Consider the following 16,191-nt stretch of genomic DNA (forward strand, 5'->3'; position numbering starts at 1 on the left):
ACTGGCGGATAGGGACGTTCGCCTTCCTTGGAAACCACTCATGTATTTGGAATCGTTTACGCCGGGAAGGATCAATCCTGCATAACTATCTCAAAGGAACCGTAGCGACGAACGACAGTCCTGATCGATCGTAGGCTATATGCGCCACACCACCCGCTTCGCTCACCAGCAACCGCTTGATCAACTGCGTGCCGAAGCTGGTGCGAACCGGCGCCGTGACTGGAGGGCCATGTCGCTCGCGCCATGTCAGTGTCAGTTCTCCATCGGAAGCGGTCACGTTGGCGGTCCATTCGATCTCAACCACGCCGGCATCGTTCGACAGGGCACCGTACTTGGTCGCGTTCGTGGCGAGTTCATGCAGCGCAAGCGCATACGCTGGAACGACGTTTGGAGGCAGATCGATATCTTCGCCGAAGACCGAAAACTTAGTAGGATCGTCCACACCAAACGGTGCGAGCGTCCTCATCAGGAGTGTCCGAAGCGAGGCGTTGCCAAAGTTTTCGGTGACCAGCAGATCATTGGCGGAGACCATTGCGTGTATCCGGGACGACAGCGTGACGCCCACCTCATCGAGAGATGCCGCGCGCCTGACGGTCTGGGAAACGATCGCCTGAAGCGACGCTAGTGTATTTTTGAGGCGGTGGCTCAGCTCACGGGCAAGAAGGGCACGGTGTCCCTGTTCCTGCCGTCTTAGAGTGATGTCCTGGGTTACCCCTGTGATCGAGAGCGGCTTTCCATCGTCAGTGTAGCTCGCCTTGCCTCTAATTTGAACCCATTTGAGTTCGCCGGACGGCGTCAGCAGTCGGTATTCGGCTTCAAGAAGGGATTTGCTTTCGACAGCTTGATTGATCGCCTCGATCTGCAAAAGTCGATCTTCAGGATGGATCGTTTCGCGCAGGTCGGCAAGCGACAGCGGCTCATCGAAGGCCCGCCCGCAGATCGACTTGCATTCTGATGACGCAATAAGCTCCCCAGTGTCGAGGTAGATCGTCCAAATCCCGAGCCTTCCGGCTTCGAGGGCCATTCGCAGACTTTGATCGCTAACTTTCAGCTCCGCGATCTTATCGGCGACCTCGACTTCGAGATCGTCGTTCCGGCGCCCCATTGCGACCAGATCTTCAAGTTCGAGTGTAACATCTTGCTGTGAGGCGACAAAAAACGTGGTGGTACCGTCTTCGATCACCGGGGATACCAAAAGTCTGTTCCAGAACTTGGTGCCGTCCTTGCGATAGTTCAGCAGGTCAACTTCGATTTCCTGCCCCGCGGCTATCGCTGTTCTCAGGCGATCAACGGCTTTGGTGTCCGTTGCATTCCCCCTGCAGGAAACGGCAGTTTTTTCCCACTATCTCGTCTTCGGAGTATCCACTCATCGAGATAAAAGCGGCATTGGCATATACGATGGGATTGTCGGGGAGCCTTGGGTTCGTGACGACCATGGGAGTTCGGGTCGCATTGACCATGGAAAAGAACGGCCCACCGAAGGATCGTGCGTCATTGAAGCCGTCCATGGAAACTATTTCTTGAGCGGAATCCATTCAGACGCTTTCCAGAACGATTTTTCTAGTGTTTACGGCGGTTTACCGAACGTGTCCATGTGGGGAGCAAGACGCGATCTTCAATATTGCGTGTATCCTTCCGATGACCTGTTTCAGAAAGAGCTTTAGTACATAAAGCCTATATGTGGTGCCAATCGAACACTCGCAAGCTTCTTTCGGTTATGTTCGTTGCGGCATATCAACCACCTTATGAATGGCAAGCGATGTTTACCCACGTGATGATCGGCAGCAACGACCTGGACCGTTCGAGAGCATTCTATGACGCCACCTTCGGCGCTCTCGGGTTTGCTCCTGGCAAGATCGATGACCGAGGCCGGCTCGTTTACATCCAGCATGGCAGCCGTCTCATGATAACTGCGCCGATCGACGGCAAGCCGGCGACGGCTGCAAATGGTGGGACGATCGGGTTTTCCGCCTCCACTCCGGAGCAGGTGCAGTCGTGGCACGACGCTGGGGTGACTCACGGAGGTGTGTCGATTGAGACCCCTCCTTCGAAACGTCCAAACGGCACCTTCGTCGCCTATTTGCGTGACCCCGACGGCAACAAGTTGACCGCAAGAACATTGCCGGAAGGCTGACCTAGGCATTAAAGTTTGAACCGTCTCGCCGAAGAGGACTAGGGAAGGGCGATGCCTAAACGTGTTGAGAAATCGAGTCTTCCGTCAAAGGTTTGTCCAGTTTGCAGCAGGCCGTTTTCGTGGAGAAAAAAGTGGGCGAAGAACTGGGACGGCGTAAAGTTCTGTTCTCGAAGATGTCGAGAGACGAGAGGGCCTGAACCGAGGCTTCCCGCGTCTGACGAACCGACTAACGCCTCAATACGATGAAACTGGGCACTCGTGCCCTAGCCGGGTATCATAAGTTTTAATCGCAATGCGACAGCGTCCCCAGAAAGAATGGGGGCTACACATGACTATCGAAAACAACCCAAACATCATCAAAGTCACCGGAACAGTGCGCGAAGCCAATGGCAGGACGTTCATGGGCCATAGCGGACTCGATATCATCGACGATATCTGGCACTACGCTCATGTGATCATTGAAAATGCCGACGGCGAATTGCTGAAATTCCAGCGTGTGACGACCAACGAGAAGATCGATCCCGAGATCGACGTCGGAAACAGATGCACATTTTACTTCCGGCGCATTTGGTCATGGAAGCAGTCCATCTTCCATCTCATCGCGAGCGAAAGCGAAGGCCGCGGCGTCAATCACTTCGCACTCGCAAACACAGGCAAGATCGCGCACGCGGCGACGATGGCGAAGGCCGTTCCGGGCGCCTACATTCTCGGACTGATCATATTCGCTCTGCCAGCAAGCTTGACCATAGGCGCAGGCAATGTCTTCTGGCTCGCGCTCATTCCTCCAATCGCGCTCCTCGTCCTCAACCACACGACGAGCATCGAGCGTGTCCGCGAGGATTCCATCGCGCTTCAAAAGGAACTGGAGCGGAACCGCATCGGCCAGAAATTCGACGGCCGCGAACTGAAGACGATGTGAGGACGCCATGATCGACAGCCATATTCGGAAACGTAGGCTCGTCCTATCCGTCGGCCTTCTACTTGGCGTCACCTTAGTGGCGACGTCCGGTATCGTAGCGGTCAACGTTTCAAACTCTCTTGGACGACCCCTTTGGGATTCGTGGTTGGCCCATTCCGAGCGGCTCACTCATGAAGAGGTACGTGGCGCCCGCATCGAAAACGAAGCGCGCGAGCAAACCTACCGGACTTTGTGCCCAGCGTATTTCGAGACCTCGTCCATGGACAGATGGCTGCGCTACCGCGATCTGCGTTGGTGCGAGTCCTTCCGTGAAAGGATGACCTCGCAGTCGTGAGGAGGATCCGGCTGCGAACCCGGCAATCTGGGATAATGTCACTCGTGTGCATCACGGGCGTGATGCCATCCTTCCTGGAAAGGATCGTCGGCGATGCCGGCGGAAATGGATAGCCCTACAAGATGAGCGAGATTGCGCGCGCCAAACCGAGCCTTCAGGCGCTCGACCCTGTGGTGGATCGTCCTGTCGGATCGAAGGGACGCCTCGGCGATTTCCTTTATGGTCGCTCCTTCAGCCAGCATTTGTAGGATTCCGAAGTCGACGTCCGCCACAGGTGTGCTCGGGGCATCAGGCAAGACGAACTTCACATCGATCAGAACAAGGCACCATTCGCTCGGGCCTGTGGGGTTTCGTTGTGGCAGGATAAGGCGGTCATAGATAGTGACCGTGTCGAGTATGCTGGCCATGATGCGGTCGCTTAGGGGACGTCGGCTCTCGATAGCCTTGACGTAGGCCGGGATCATGATCCTGCGAACGTGCTTTTGGTCGGGGAACTCCGAGAGGGTCCGCGAGTCCTGAAACGACCGGATGGCAGAGGTAACGGTGGGCACTGCGTACCGGTGGATGACATCCAAGGCGAAGTCGTCAGGATTGTTCGCACGAGTATCGACAATTGCGAGAATCATATTCGGCCGCAGCATCTCAAGGATTCGAGCATAGATGCCCGCTGCTTCACGATGGCCATCAGGGTTATAGATCCAGGCGTCGGTCATCAGCCGCGAGACCAACTTGAATGACGCACGACCCTTCATCTACTCGTTCCCATCGGGAGCAGAGGTGCGCCATCAGGCGACAGAAATGAACGGTTTTGTCACGAAGCATCGAATTCTTTTGTTTCATGCTTAAGCCATTGCGAGCGTTGTCGATAATGCACTCTGTGTCCTTGCTCCCGCTGGCTCCGCGAAACCGTTCGTTTCTGTCAAGCCGGTCCATGGGCAAGTGTGATTTGGAAGGACTCATGGCAAGGATTGGATATGCGCGCGTGTCGACTGCCGACCAGCACTTGGACCTGCAGATTAGGGCACTCCGCGCGGCCGGATGCGAGCGAATCGTGGAGGATCACGGAGTATCGGGAGCCCAACAACGACGATCTGGTCTTTCGTCCGCAATGAGAGTCCTGCGAAAAGGGGACGTTTTGGTGGTCTGGAGGCTGGATCGCCTGGGTCGGTCGATCGGGCATCTGATCATAATCATAGACCGCCTCAAGCGCCGCGGGATCGGTTTCCTGTCTCTGACAGAAAACATCGACACCTCGTCGGCGGGCGGAAAGCTGATCTTTCACATTCTCGCAGCTATCGCCGAATTTGAGAAATCCTTAATCCGGGAGCGGACGATAGCTGGTATCGCTGCTGCCAAAGCACGTGGAAAATGTGTAGGTCGACGGCCATCTTTGAATAAGGTGCAGTGCTCAGATATCCGCGCTGCGATCAACGCAGGTATGTCGGTTCGCGACGTCGCCCGTCAGTACAACGTTCACCCCAGAACGATCGTCAGGGGAATAGAGCGTCTAGAGATAGACTAGGTCGCCTCGCGAATTCTACCAAATCGAGCCGGCTGTTGCAGGCACGCAGATTGAGCCAGCACTATTAGAAACGAGGCAACGACTGAGTTGATCGCAGCGCGGATATCTGAGCACTGCACCTCACTCTATCACCTGCGTGGCATCTCCCAGTACGGGCTCACGGTTGGAGATGTTCCAACGGATATCGAACGCTTTGAGGGGAGGATCGGGGTTTGGCTGACATCTTCGCCGACACCGGACGGGTCATGGAGTCGGAGGGGGCCTGAGTAACAAAAAGGGATTTCGTCTGCTTGTCGACGTTCCCGAAGAGGGCGCTCTGAAGAAGTGGAGCGATTGAGCGCCGGCAAAAGTCACCGAGAGAACGCTTAAAGCTCTGAGAACTGCTGATGGCTTCAAGGGAAATGATTTCTACGTCTACTTCGGGTGGATAGTCCCTGAGCGAATCCTTGATGTTGTCGACGTCGCTTCGGGAATGTCAGTCCCCAAATGGGGAACGTTGATTCCGGAGACTGTATGCCTGCCGGGAGTTCCGTTCGGTGAGCGGCGTCGATGGCAGAAGCGAATGTTGAGGACCGTCAGGGAGGCATGCGGAGTAGGTGGTAAGCGGGAACGCGATCATCGAGCCAGAAGTCGTAGAAGAGTTGCGTCGGGGCCGCCTGACATCCCTTCATTGCTCAATCATCCGCAAATCAATACGACTATTGAATCAAGACAGCCTGCCGCCGGCAACGCTCAATTTTTACAACAGTATCGGCCCTAAGCGGTCGTTGCCAGTGCTAGTTGAAGCTCTTAACTTGAGCGATGAGTTCGAGATGTTGATGGGGAGCAAATGGGACCTGCAGAGGCAAGTGGCCTACATCATGTGGCGGTGACTGCAACCGCCGCTGATCATATCGAGAGTTTCCATCAAGCGCTCGATCTTGTGGCGCGGGAAAGGAGATACCTAACGATGATGGAGGCGTTCCCGCTCCCAGATACGCGAAGGTTCGTCCTCGATATGATAAATCATGGAGATCCCCATTTCGTTGCTACAGTCGACGATAAGGTTGTCGGCTGGTGCGACATTTCCCGCCACTTCTTTCCGGCGCATCAACATCGAGGAAGTTTAGCGATGGGCATCATTCCGGCCTACCGAGGGAGAGGTCTCGGAAAACGTCTCGTGTTGGCGGCGCTGAACCAAGCTAGAATTTCGGGTCTTATCCGCGTTGAGCTCTCGGTGCACGCCGACAACACAAGGGCTATAGCTCTCTACGAAAAGACTGGCTTCATCCGTGAAGGTGTTCAGAGGCGCAGCGTCCTGATCGATGGTCGCTTCATCGACACGGTCAACATGGCGCTCATGCTGGACGAGCAATGACTGCAATTGGCGCAACGCTGGCATGACGGCCATTGGCCCAAAGCGGACATGCGAGAGATTTTCATTTCAAGGGCTGGTGGCGCCTCGCTTGTCGCGCTCCTCCCTGATGAACTTAAGATAGGCTTTTTGCTCACCTTTAAAGCCCTGCGCACCGTATAATTCCTCTATACGAGAGAACACGTAAAAGGCCCTGTCCATATCGCCAAGCTTATACATCGCTTCACCCTCCAGCATCAGAACATAATGGTCCTCGTGATTGGGGTCGTCATACATGAGCGCCATGATTTCGATCCACTTCTGACAGCTCCGCTTATCACCGAGATCGGTATAATCGAGGATAAAAGCTGCCGACAGGCTCTGTCCGTAATAGTCCCACGCTCCTTTGGGTTCCGGGATTAGATCCCAAGCGTCTAGTGCAACTGAAAGCGACGATTGTAACGCTCCAGATGCAAAGAGCTTGCGGGATTGCTCCAACAGTGTGTCAATCTCCGTCCGAATTTCGATGTCGATCTGTGGCTTCCGCATCAGCATCTCCCGGCGTGACGTGACGCGACGAACATTAGAGCATCCACCTGCCGTGGCAATGACACAACGACCGGAATTGAGCCAAACCGGTCATTGGCGACCGGATACGACAGCGCAGCTTTGCGCCTTCAATTCTGCCGTTCAGCAGCCCACGCCCCTTATCCAAAACCGGTCATTCCTCCCGAACCCGGAAGACACTTCACCCAAAGCTGCTGGAGAAAAAGTTGTGGCTGTTCTCAAACAATCGGCAAACCCGAAACTACTTCGCAATAGAGCCGGTCGTGCCGCTGGCCGACTATACCCATCACGTCTCCACGTGATCGCGCCGAAGGTGCTGAGGGGCCTCTGATAGTCCGGTTTTTTCGGCTCGTTTTCATCGAAAGGCGGGCGCAAGACTTCTCAAGTCGCAGACGGGATCCAGCGCTACCGACCTTCAGTGTCAAACTGCTAAAATTTTCATTGATATGCAATCCTCAATAGAGAATGGTCGTTTGTCGGCAACCTCTCAGTGATCAAGATTCTTGTCTGAGCTATCAATAAAAAACGCAGCTATAACGCGCACTGGATACGATTATCAGGATCTAATCGGGATTGAGATCCTGATCGAGTACTATCGCGACCCGGATAGATACGAATGGGTGCAACTAGAATCGGAAGACAGCGAGTTCGGCGCACTGGAGGACGTAGTGGCCGCATTGCCGGACGGAACGTTCGAACTAGCCCAGGTCAAATTCACGCCGCGACCCGACATCTATCCGCTCAATTGGGAATGGCTTCTTGAAAAGAAGCCCAAGGGTACGTCTCGTCTTCAAAAGTGGGCAGCGTCCCTTAAGGCTTTGACCATTAAAGGGAAAGTAATATCCGCTTGCCTTAGAACAAACCGGCGGCCGGACGTCGAGTTCGCAAAATCGCTCCGCAACACGTTTATCGATCTCGATGCCATAGACGCCTCGGTAAGAACGAAGATCGAGGGGCAGCTTGGCGGGGCCGACGATACCTTAAGCTTTTTCTCCAACTTTGAATTCAAACATTCGGAGAAAATGATCGATCGGTTGGAGGCCACCCTACGTGGCCGACTGGTACCGTCATCCACGAATAGCGAAGGTTGGCTGCTTCTCCTTCATCAGGCAAGGCGATGGGCATCGCTTCGAAACGAACCGCAGCCCGACGGAAGAATAACGCACAAACATCTCACGCAGATCATTTCCCGAAACAGACCCCAGCCTCTTTCGCAGGATTTTCGCATCCCTCCCGGATATGAACCGCCCAGTCTCCAGTTCCATGAGGACCTCATGAAGCTTGTGGCCGAGCGGCCCGGCATCTGGGCGCTCTGGGGTTCACCAGGCCGCGGAAAGAGCACATATCTCAGCTACGCCGTGGATCAACTGCGTGAGCACGACATCCCCACCATACGGCATCATTACTTCTTATCGCTAACCGATAGTGGTGATCGAAACTACTTCGCGGACATAGCGTCTTCGTTGATGGACCAGATGGTCGTTCGCTACGGCGAGGCTGTGAAGGGCCTCGAGGAGGCTCCGACCGAGCTGAGAAAATGGGTGGAGGCCTGTGGCGCACATTTCGCTACGCAAGCGAAGCCGTTTGTCGTCGTTATCGACGGGCTCGACCACGTAGCCAGGGAATATGCCGATCTTAGTCAAATGAATCAGCTATTTAACGCACTTCTTCCTTGCCCGCCCAACGTCACGGTGCTGGTCGGTACGCAGAAGGTTGCTGCCTCCCATCTTCCTTTTCGGCTGGTGCAACATTCTGTCGACGAATCGTGGATCGAAGTTCCGTCGATGGACCGCGATGCTGTTCATCGTTGGATCATCATGCAGCACAAGGCCGGGCGTGTTCTGCTGAGCGACGTACGTTCGAACCGCGCCGAGCAACACGAGCTCGGCTCAATTGGAGACGCATTCTACAACATCTCGATGGGCCACCCGCTGCATTTGATATATTCGTTCGAAGCGATGGTTCGAGGAGGTCTCGCATTCGATGCCGAAGAGATCGGACGGCTTCCAACTTGTCCTGAGGGCGATATCAGAAAGTACTACGCGGGATTGTGGCGCGAATTGTCCCCTTCCGCCAAGCAGACCATTCACGCAATTGCCGGTTCCGGCTTCCGATGGACCGAAGACGGGTTGCGAAGATGCTTTGGTCCCATTGAGGAGATTGACCATCTCCTGGAATTTGAGCGCTCTGGCGTCGCCCCGTTCCATGGAAGCTTGCTAGCCTTTGCTATCGAGCGAAGTGACCATTCCGTGTCGTTCAAAGCTCTCCTGCCGAGAGTCGAAACGTGGCTTAAGAACGATGCACCCAAGTTTCAAAGATGGGGATGGCTCTGGATCATCCAGGCATTGAATGGGAATGAACAGGACCTGCTCAAGGCTACGACGCGCCAGTGGGCCATAAACTCACTCGTTGAAGGATGGCCGTCCGAGCAAATTGTAGAAATTCTCTCGCGCGCCGAGGAACTGGCCTTCTCGCACGACGACTTCGTCCGCACAACCGAACTTCGCACTCTCAAAACGCGGGTCGAGAACGGACCGGAGTTTCAGGTTCAAAATTTTGGACAGTTCTGCGAAGTCGCTATACGCACCGCTTCCAACGTTGAAAGTGTCGTCTTTTCCGCAGACCAACTTGGCTCATTGGGATCGGACGAGATCGTCACTTTAGCTAAAACAGCGCCTGATCGCTCATCCGACATCGTCGAGGAAGCTTTTGAGGAGCTGCGGCGCCGTGTAAATCTTTGGATCGAGCTACGCCATCGCCCTGATAGTGACTTCGAGCTCTTGGTCCGCCACTTCCTTGAGGTCGCAGCGATCTATCCGCAGACCGACGTGACCCGCGCAATCAAGTTTCTGAAGGGGTTTCGGGTAGATGGAAGCCGAAACAGCTCCTTCAGGACCTTTGTGGCTTTCCTTCGCAGAGAAAAAAGGAGCGATCTTCTCATTCTGGCGGCGAAGGCACTCAAGGGTGAGAAGGATATTTCGTGGCGTCTGCAAATCGAAGATGCTCTCGTGATTGTCGCATCGACGACGGGACAAGATGTCTCCAAGTCGTACGCTCCGCGCTCCCAGGTCAGCCCACTGCTATCGTGCTGGCGCTATTTCCACAAGTCGACAGGTAAACAGCGCCATGCAAGCCTTCCCGATCCATCCGCCTCTATCCGCAAAGAGCACGAGTACGGACGTAATCCAGATGCCGAGAATTATTTCGTTTCCGTGTTCTTCAATGCTCTCGCGAATTGCGTTCATGGCCACGAGGTCGGCGGTACGGTCCCCGATGGGTGGGCGGGGCAGGCTTTTCAGATCCTAACCAACTTGGCGAAGGACATTGCGACGGGCCGCGCGCAGTTGTCATTCGCTTCACCTTATTACGCGGCACGCCGCCTTGATCCGGTTCGCAGCGACCGTGTCACCGACCCGGAGGGTACGCAGTACTTCTCCTTCGTCCATGCACTCCGGGAGATCGCAGTTGGTTTGCATGCAATCAAAACCCCAGCGGGTCGTACCCTGAGAGTGTCCTCGGATGAAATGCGCACGGCACGCTCCTCGAAACATTGGAACGAAGATTCGTGGATGGCCGCTCAGATCGAGAGCAGTCTTCCGCTACTTGAAACCTCAATGGCGCAGCTTGCGTTGGACTCCGCTGTTGCGGTGGAAGCTCGGTCGGTCACTGGATCCAACCAACGGGCAGATCGGTGGATCGAGCTTGCAAGGTACGCGCTTCTGTATGAGTTGCCGGCAACGTCACTTCTGGCACGGGCTGCCAACTGTGTCATCGGTTATGGATGGCGAAAGGATCCATGGATTTACGACGTTTTGGATAGCATCGAGGACGTACACCTCGGCGGCACGAATGTCATGCCGCTGCTAGAAAAGGTCGTGCCGATCACTGAGATGATCACTGAGTTTACTGATGGGAAAGGCACCAACCACGCGAGAGTCGCTCTGATCGAGAAGATTGCTCGTATTAGCCCCGAGCGACTCATTCGGTTTTATTCGCACCACATTGGGAACGACGACCATCATCTTGCAGAAGTCGCCCTCCAGAAACACATCGAGCTAACTGACTTCGCAGTACCCGATTCACGCGCACTCGCACGGTCATTGGTCGAGTTCAGTGATCTGGCGACGCTTGCAAAGCGCACCGATCCCGCATCTCAGGCCGCCACGAACCAGCAGATTCGGTTGCTCGGTGGAATGCCCACCGATCATACGTATCATCCGAAAGATAGCAGCTCCGATTTGCAGAGAATCGCCGCTCCGGATGCGACGAAATACAAAGTTGCTGAGTTCTACAAATTGATTGCTGACCTATCGGACTTCCGAATTGACTACGAAGAACAACGAGCGGCGGCGAAACTTTGGCTGGATCATTGGACCGCCAAGGGTCGTGCGATGCAGGCTCTAAAGGCCATTCGGGGATATCTCGACGCTGCTGGTACAGGTCATTCCAGTAGCATCGTCGAGAAGCTGCTCGATCATGCTTTCGAAGTCAGTTTGGGCGTGGAGGACCGCGAGGAGTCGTATCGTTGGCTGGTGCGCGCCCATGTTGCCCGGCACGGTTGGCAATCGAACTGGACCTCTGAGACTGAGATCAATTGTCGACTTGAGGCGGCTGCAGTGCACTTTCCTGAAAAATGGAAGCAGTACATTCACGACACTTCTGATCAAGCGCCGTACTTGAAACGAGCAGGCGTGTCGTTTGCTGTTGGCTATCGCTACCTGGTGCGCTTTTTGCTCCTTGTCGGGCAGAAGGAACTTGCTTTTGATCTTTCGAAAAACTTCGTCGAAATTCTAGTTGCCGAGGTTTCAGACCAGCCGATCCCTCCTTGCCCGTGGTTTCAGTGATGGATTCGGCGCGTTTTCTTCTCGAACGTCTCAATTGGCCCGTTCGTTTCGCGAGGCTGCAAGCTGCGCGTGAGTACGCAAATCTGCTCGCTGACCCATCCTTCGGAGGGGTCGCGCTTCAGATCTACCTGACCTGGCTTTCGGAGCGTCCGACCGAAAACGAGGTTTGCTCGGGGCTTTCTGTCCTGCTCGCTGCAAGCACAAACCACCTTCCTAGCATTGACGTCGTTTTGCAAAATCTACCGTGCCCGTCTATACTTGCCCATTACATGCTCAAGGAGATCTATGGTCCGGCTGCTCCTGGCGGCGGTTGGGCCTCACGTCATTCGGGTCAAGCACCTCCTTCCTTCGAATCTGGCGAGTATTTTTCGCGTCATCAAGGAGATCAAATACCTCCATCGCTCGGAGCGGAACTTCTCCGGCTAGAACAGTTGTCCGGTCTACCCTTCTTGAAACAGTGGGCCTTTGAATGGGAGCACACGAAAAACTCGACGGACGCAACTCTTTCAGGATTTCCGTACCATTTCCTGAAGGCGACGATGGAGCGATCTGGCGTGTCAGCCCAGCTCGATCAACGTCAAGGCGACATCTATCGGTCGGCCTATCTTCGAACACTCCATTGCGCGGTTGATACTTGGCGCATGCCTTTGGAAGTGGCCTCCCAGGCAGCGACGAAGTGCTTGTCGCTCAATCGCGGTCTAGTCGACGTCGGACCCGTTGATCGCCCCCACTGGCTTGGAGAACTCCCCGATGAGTGCGCTCTCGACGGTGCATTGCTCCAACCGATCATCAAACGGATTCTAAAGGCGGCGATGAACTCTGACGGCTTAGTTCCAGTCCATTTGAAGACGCCGCTTTCATTGAGAATCTCGGAGTTTTCCTCTCTGACGCTGTCATGCGCACTCCTAAGCGAAGACTTTGTACCCGTCCCTGATATGGACATTGCTAATCTTCGATCATCAGCCTGGGATCTTCCCGCTGGATCGCTTTTTGCAGGTCAGTCACGCCAACTCGAAGCCGATGACTACGCCGGGCCGACCTTGCAGGGTACGCGACTGCCTTTTTGCGTCGACATTTTCCCGTTCCCTTTCGGCTACTGGATGGGCGATCTATTTCACCTCGGTTTGAGCCTTCCAGCGAGCTATGTATTCGATGAGCCGATTTCTTATCACTGCAGAGGCGGTCGAATTCTCACAGAGGTGAATGATCAACCAATTGGACGCTGGACGACTTGGAATGATCACTGGACTTACCTTTATCCAAAAGGCGGCAACACGCGCTGCGGTTCCGTTAGCGAAATGCGGCCCGTCGATATAATTACCGCCGCGGATCGTTTTGGGCTGAGAGTGGGGTGGACGGCCGACATCAAAATTTGGCATCGAGAAAAAAGCTACGATGAGCTTAAGCTAATCCAGAAAAGCACTTTTTTTTTGGATGACGGCGAGATCGTTCGCTAAATACTCTTCGTGGGGTTCGGAAGCGCCTAAGCTGCAATTAGCCGTGAAGAAGCAGCGAACCGGCTGCCGCTGATAATTTGATCTGTTCATCGGATGTATGGCTGCAATTGCGCTTCCACGGCCCAAAATCTGCCATTCCTCTCACGGCCCCATTCCAGCCGCCGACCTCGAAGTAGTTCATGTCTCCTCTTGACGCGAAGCAGCCCAATTGTCCTCCCTGGCTTTATTTAAGGTTGAGGTTGCAGCCGCAAGATGATTTGTTCTGGAAGTTGAACCCTCGCCCTCCGTTCCATCCAGAGTTCGAGCGACCATGTCTATTTCAGATGCAATTTACCGCCCATTCGAAAAGCTGATTCAGCCACTGGAGATTCCTTACCGACCGTTACCCTCCGAGGGGCCGGTGAAGGTGCTTCTTCATTTCATATCCATGTTCCGCGGTGTGCTGATCGGCATGGCGCTTTCAGCCATGGCCATGGAGGCCATCAATCTGTCTGTCGTATGGGGGCTTTCGGTCGTCGTTGATGGTGTTACTCAGCAGGGTGCAAGTGCATTCCTGCGGAACGAGTGGCCGCTTTTCGCCTTTCTCGGTTTCCTGATATTTCCAGCAATGCCGGTCGCGTCGTTTCTGCTCAACACGCTCCAGTCGCACACACTCGGTATCGGCATGCCCGCCGCGATCCAATGGCAGGGCCACAAGGCGGTTGAGCGTCAGGATCTCGCATTCTTTCATGACCTCTTTGCGGGTCAAGTCGCTTCACGACTGCAGCAGGTGGCATCTGCCGTCCAGCAACAGATCATAGCTGCATTCCAGACCATTCCGCGTTTCCTGTTGCAGATGGTTGGCTCTGTGATCTTGCTGAGTTCACTGTCATGGCAACTTGCGCTGCCGGTTGTCATCTGGATCGTTCTCAACATCGCATATGCGGTGAGGGTCGTCCCCATCTTTGCCGAAAGCGCTCGTCGGACTGCCAAGCAGCGGAGCCTTCTGGCTGGTGCAATCACCGACCTCTATACCAACATGCAAATGATCAAGCAGTTCGCCGCCGAAGATAGCGAGGCGGGCGCGATCCGGCGCGCCATTATGAAGACTGTAAAGACCCAGCAGAGGGAGCAGCGCATCTACCGCACCTCGGAGGCGACGGTGGTCATCCTCAACACGCTGCTCTGGGTGAGCATGCTGACGATCGGTTTTTCTGGTCTCCTCAAGGGCTTTCTTACCGTTGGCGAGTTCGTCGGTGCGGTCTACATTCTCCAGCGCCTGTCGGCGCAAATCTTCACCTTCCTGCAAGTGGGCCAGCAGGTCTTTCAGGCGATCGGCACCATCAAGGACGCCATGCCCGTCATGACGACGCCGCCAACCATCACGGATCGGTCCGATGCCACCGATCTCCAGGTTGAAGCAGGCGAGATACGGTTCGAGAATGTCAGCTTCGCCTACAAGTCGGGTAAAACGGTCATCGATTCCTTGTCGCTGACCGTCAGGCCCGGCGAAAAGGTTGGACTCGTCGGCGTTTCAGGGGCTGGCAAGACAACACTCGCAAGCCTTCTCCTGCGCTTCTACGATGTGAAGGATGGCGCGATCCTTGTGGACGGGCAAGATATTCGTGCGGTCACCCAGGCGAGCCTGCGGCGTGCGATCGGCGTGATAGCCCAGGATGTCGCTCTGCTTCACCGGTCTGTGGGCGACAACATCCGGTACGGGCGGCCGGAGGCTACGCGGGAAGAGATCGAGAGAGTGGCGAAGATGGCAAGCGCCGATGGCTTCATCGCCGATCTCACCGATGGCGAGGGCCGCAAGGGGTATGACGCCTTCGTTGGAGATCGCGGTATCAAACTCTCGGGCGGCCAGCGTCAGCGGGTGGCCATCGCCCGCGTACTTCTGAAGGATGCGCCAATTCTGGTGCTGGATGAGGCAACATCGGCATTGGATAGCGAATCCGAGGCTGCCATTCAGGAAAAGCTGAACCTCGCCATGGAGGGTAAAACGGTGATTGCCATCGCGCATCGCCTCTCCACGATTGCTCGGATGGACCGGATCGTTGTGCTCGACCAGGGACGCATTGTAGAAGAGGGCAGGCCAGAGAAGTTGATGGGAGGAGACGGGTTGTTTGCCCGCCTGTGGGAACGGCAGACGGGTGGCTTCATTCCCGAGCAACTGACCTGATCCTGAGAAGTTCTGTGCGTAAACGAGACGCCTCATGACCGCCTGACTAAGGTGATGATCGTCCATCAACATCGTGGTAATGCCATCAGCATGGGTATTGTGGGCGAGAATCTGAGATCGATCAGGAAGATCAAAAGCCTTTCGCAAGTGAGAGTTGCGGAACTGTCTGGCGTGAGCCAGCAGCTCATCTCGCAGCTCGAGACCGGCTTGACTGAAAAGACCACGGAGCTTCCCGCCCTTGCCCGAGCCCTCGGCGTCGGCGTTCATGAGCTCGACCCATCCTATACGCCGGATGCGGAGGGCATTCCCACCTTGAGCGTGCCTTATCTCGCCTGGGTCAGTGCCGGCGCCATGATCCGCGATGACATCGCTGACGAAGCCCTCGGTCTTATCCGAGTGGCGGATTTACCGGCGTCTGGAGACTGGATTGCCTTGAAGGTCAGCGGCGATTCCATGGATAGGATCTCCCCGCCGGACTCCATCATCTTCGTCAATCGCAGCGACCGCAACCTCGTTCCCAATGGCTGCTACGTCATCTCGGACGTGGAAGGCAACGCCACCTACAAGCGCTATCGCTCCGGCCCCATGCGCTTCGAGCCCGTCTCCACCAATCCCCAGCATGAACCGATCTTCCCTGACAACGACCCTATCATCGTCGGGCGCGTCCGCCGCTCGATCGTTGATATTTGAAGCTTCCCAGCGAGTTTGTCGAGTTCGGCGCTAAGCACTATCTGTAGACCTCGACTATGCTCCTTTTGAAAAAGCCAGTAGGTTTCCCACGTGCGAAGGTCATTGAACATTTGCAGCGACGTCCAGGCGTCCGGTACTGCACCACTTAAGTTTCAGCGCTCTCCACGAAATCAGGAGCATTCAGTTGCCAAGGAGCAGCTTTGTATGAAAGTTCGATGCGTGAAGCT

At 55.3% G+C, this 16,191-nt stretch carries 14 protein-coding genes; 9 read left to right on the plus strand and 5 right to left on the minus strand.

The features are described from left to right. Nucleotides 1-85: 85 nt before the first annotated feature. Both PVA19_RS10440 and PVA19_RS10445 read right to left on the minus strand, forming a co-directional pair. Nucleotides 86-1,282, minus strand: a complete 1,197-nt coding sequence (locus PVA19_RS10440) for an HWE histidine kinase domain-containing protein (RefSeq protein WP_337993152.1) — start codon at nucleotides 1,280-1,282, stop codon at nucleotides 86-88. A gap of 4 nt (nucleotides 1,283-1,286) precedes the next feature. After that, nucleotides 1,287-1,535 carry a PAS domain-containing protein gene (locus PVA19_RS10445; protein ID WP_274102360.1) on the minus strand — a complete coding sequence of 83 codons (249 nt, stop codon included), beginning with the start codon at nucleotides 1,533-1,535 and terminating at the stop codon, nucleotides 1,287-1,289. A gap of 224 nt (nucleotides 1,536-1,759) precedes the next feature. Here PVA19_RS10445 and PVA19_RS10450 point away from each other — a divergent pair, with 224 nt between their 5' ends. The 3 genes from PVA19_RS10450 (at nucleotide 1,760) to PVA19_RS10460 (ending at nucleotide 3,053) form a co-directional block, all read left to right on the plus strand. Further along, nucleotides 1,760-2,134, plus strand: a complete 375-nt coding sequence (locus PVA19_RS10450; RefSeq protein WP_274102361.1) for a VOC family protein — start codon at nucleotides 1,760-1,762, stop codon at nucleotides 2,132-2,134. A 51-nt stretch (nucleotides 2,135-2,185) separates the two neighbouring features. Then, a complete protein-coding gene (locus tag PVA19_RS10455; protein ID WP_274102362.1) occupies nucleotides 2,186-2,380 on the plus strand; it encodes a DUF2256 domain-containing protein in 195 nt (64 codons plus the stop codon). Between the two features lie 82 nt (nucleotides 2,381-2,462). Then, a complete protein-coding gene (locus PVA19_RS10460; protein ID WP_274102363.1) occupies nucleotides 2,463-3,053 on the plus strand; it encodes a hypothetical protein in 591 nt (196 codons plus the stop codon). Between the two features lie 372 nt (nucleotides 3,054-3,425). Here the strand turns inward: PVA19_RS10460 and PVA19_RS10465 are convergent, their stop codons facing one another. Next, the gene (locus PVA19_RS10465; RefSeq protein ID WP_274102364.1) at nucleotides 3,426-4,139 is read right to left on the minus strand and encodes a LuxR C-terminal-related transcriptional regulator; all 714 of its coding nucleotides are present in this window, start codon (nucleotides 4,137-4,139) and stop codon (nucleotides 3,426-3,428) included. A 206-nt stretch (nucleotides 4,140-4,345) separates the two neighbouring features. On the opposite strand from PVA19_RS10465, the gene PVA19_RS10470 reads away from it, so the two are divergent. Together PVA19_RS10470 and PVA19_RS10475 are read left to right on the plus strand one after the other, a co-directional pair. Then, nucleotides 4,346-4,909 (plus strand): recombinase family protein, encoded by a 564-nt coding sequence (locus tag PVA19_RS10470; protein ID WP_274102365.1) that lies wholly within the window; start codon nucleotides 4,346-4,348, stop codon nucleotides 4,907-4,909. An 829-nt stretch (nucleotides 4,910-5,738) separates the two neighbouring features. Further along, nucleotides 5,739-6,266, plus strand: a complete 528-nt coding sequence (locus PVA19_RS10475; RefSeq protein ID WP_274102366.1) for a GNAT family N-acetyltransferase — start codon at nucleotides 5,739-5,741, stop codon at nucleotides 6,264-6,266. A 66-nt stretch (nucleotides 6,267-6,332) separates the two neighbouring features. Here PVA19_RS10475 and PVA19_RS10480 read toward each other — a convergent pair whose 3' ends face one another. Next, complete coding sequence (locus PVA19_RS10480) at nucleotides 6,333-6,791, minus strand: hypothetical protein (RefSeq protein ID WP_274102367.1); 459 nt, start codon at nucleotides 6,789-6,791, stop codon at nucleotides 6,333-6,335. Between the two features lie 521 nt (nucleotides 6,792-7,312). Between PVA19_RS10480 and PVA19_RS10485 the strand changes: the two genes are divergently transcribed. Next, a complete protein-coding gene (locus PVA19_RS10485) occupies nucleotides 7,313-11,653 on the plus strand; it encodes an NACHT domain-containing protein (RefSeq protein WP_274102368.1) in 4,341 nt (1,446 codons plus the stop codon). Further along, nucleotides 11,653-13,110: a hypothetical protein gene (locus PVA19_RS10490; RefSeq protein ID WP_274102369.1), complete on the plus strand. Its 1,458-nt coding sequence runs from the start codon at nucleotides 11,653-11,655 to the stop codon at nucleotides 13,108-13,110. The genes PVA19_RS10485 and PVA19_RS10490 overlap by 1 nt, the downstream gene beginning before the upstream one ends. Before the next feature lie 37 nt (nucleotides 13,111-13,147). On the opposite strand, the gene PVA19_RS10495 is transcribed toward PVA19_RS10490, so the two are convergent. Next, the gene (locus PVA19_RS10495; protein WP_274102370.1) at nucleotides 13,148-13,291 is read right to left on the minus strand and encodes a hypothetical protein; all 144 of its coding nucleotides are present in this window, start codon (nucleotides 13,289-13,291) and stop codon (nucleotides 13,148-13,150) included. Nucleotides 13,292-13,420: 129 nt separating this feature from the next. On the opposite strand from PVA19_RS10495, the gene PVA19_RS10500 reads away from it, so the two are divergent. Then, nucleotides 13,421-15,274 (plus strand): ABC transporter ATP-binding protein, encoded by a 1,854-nt coding sequence (locus PVA19_RS10500; protein ID WP_274102371.1) that lies wholly within the window; start codon nucleotides 13,421-13,423, stop codon nucleotides 15,272-15,274. Nucleotides 15,275-15,364: 90 nt separating this feature from the next. After that, entirely contained in the window at nucleotides 15,365-15,964 is a 600-nt protein-coding gene (locus PVA19_RS10505; RefSeq protein WP_274102597.1) for a LexA family protein, read from the plus strand. The last annotated feature ends 227 nt before the right edge of the window (nucleotides 15,965-16,191 follow it).

It is taken from the genome of Agrobacterium sp. CNPSo 3708 (genome assembly GCF_028674915.1).
Classification (GTDB): Bacteria; Pseudomonadota; Alphaproteobacteria; order Rhizobiales; family Rhizobiaceae; genus Agrobacterium; species Agrobacterium cavarae.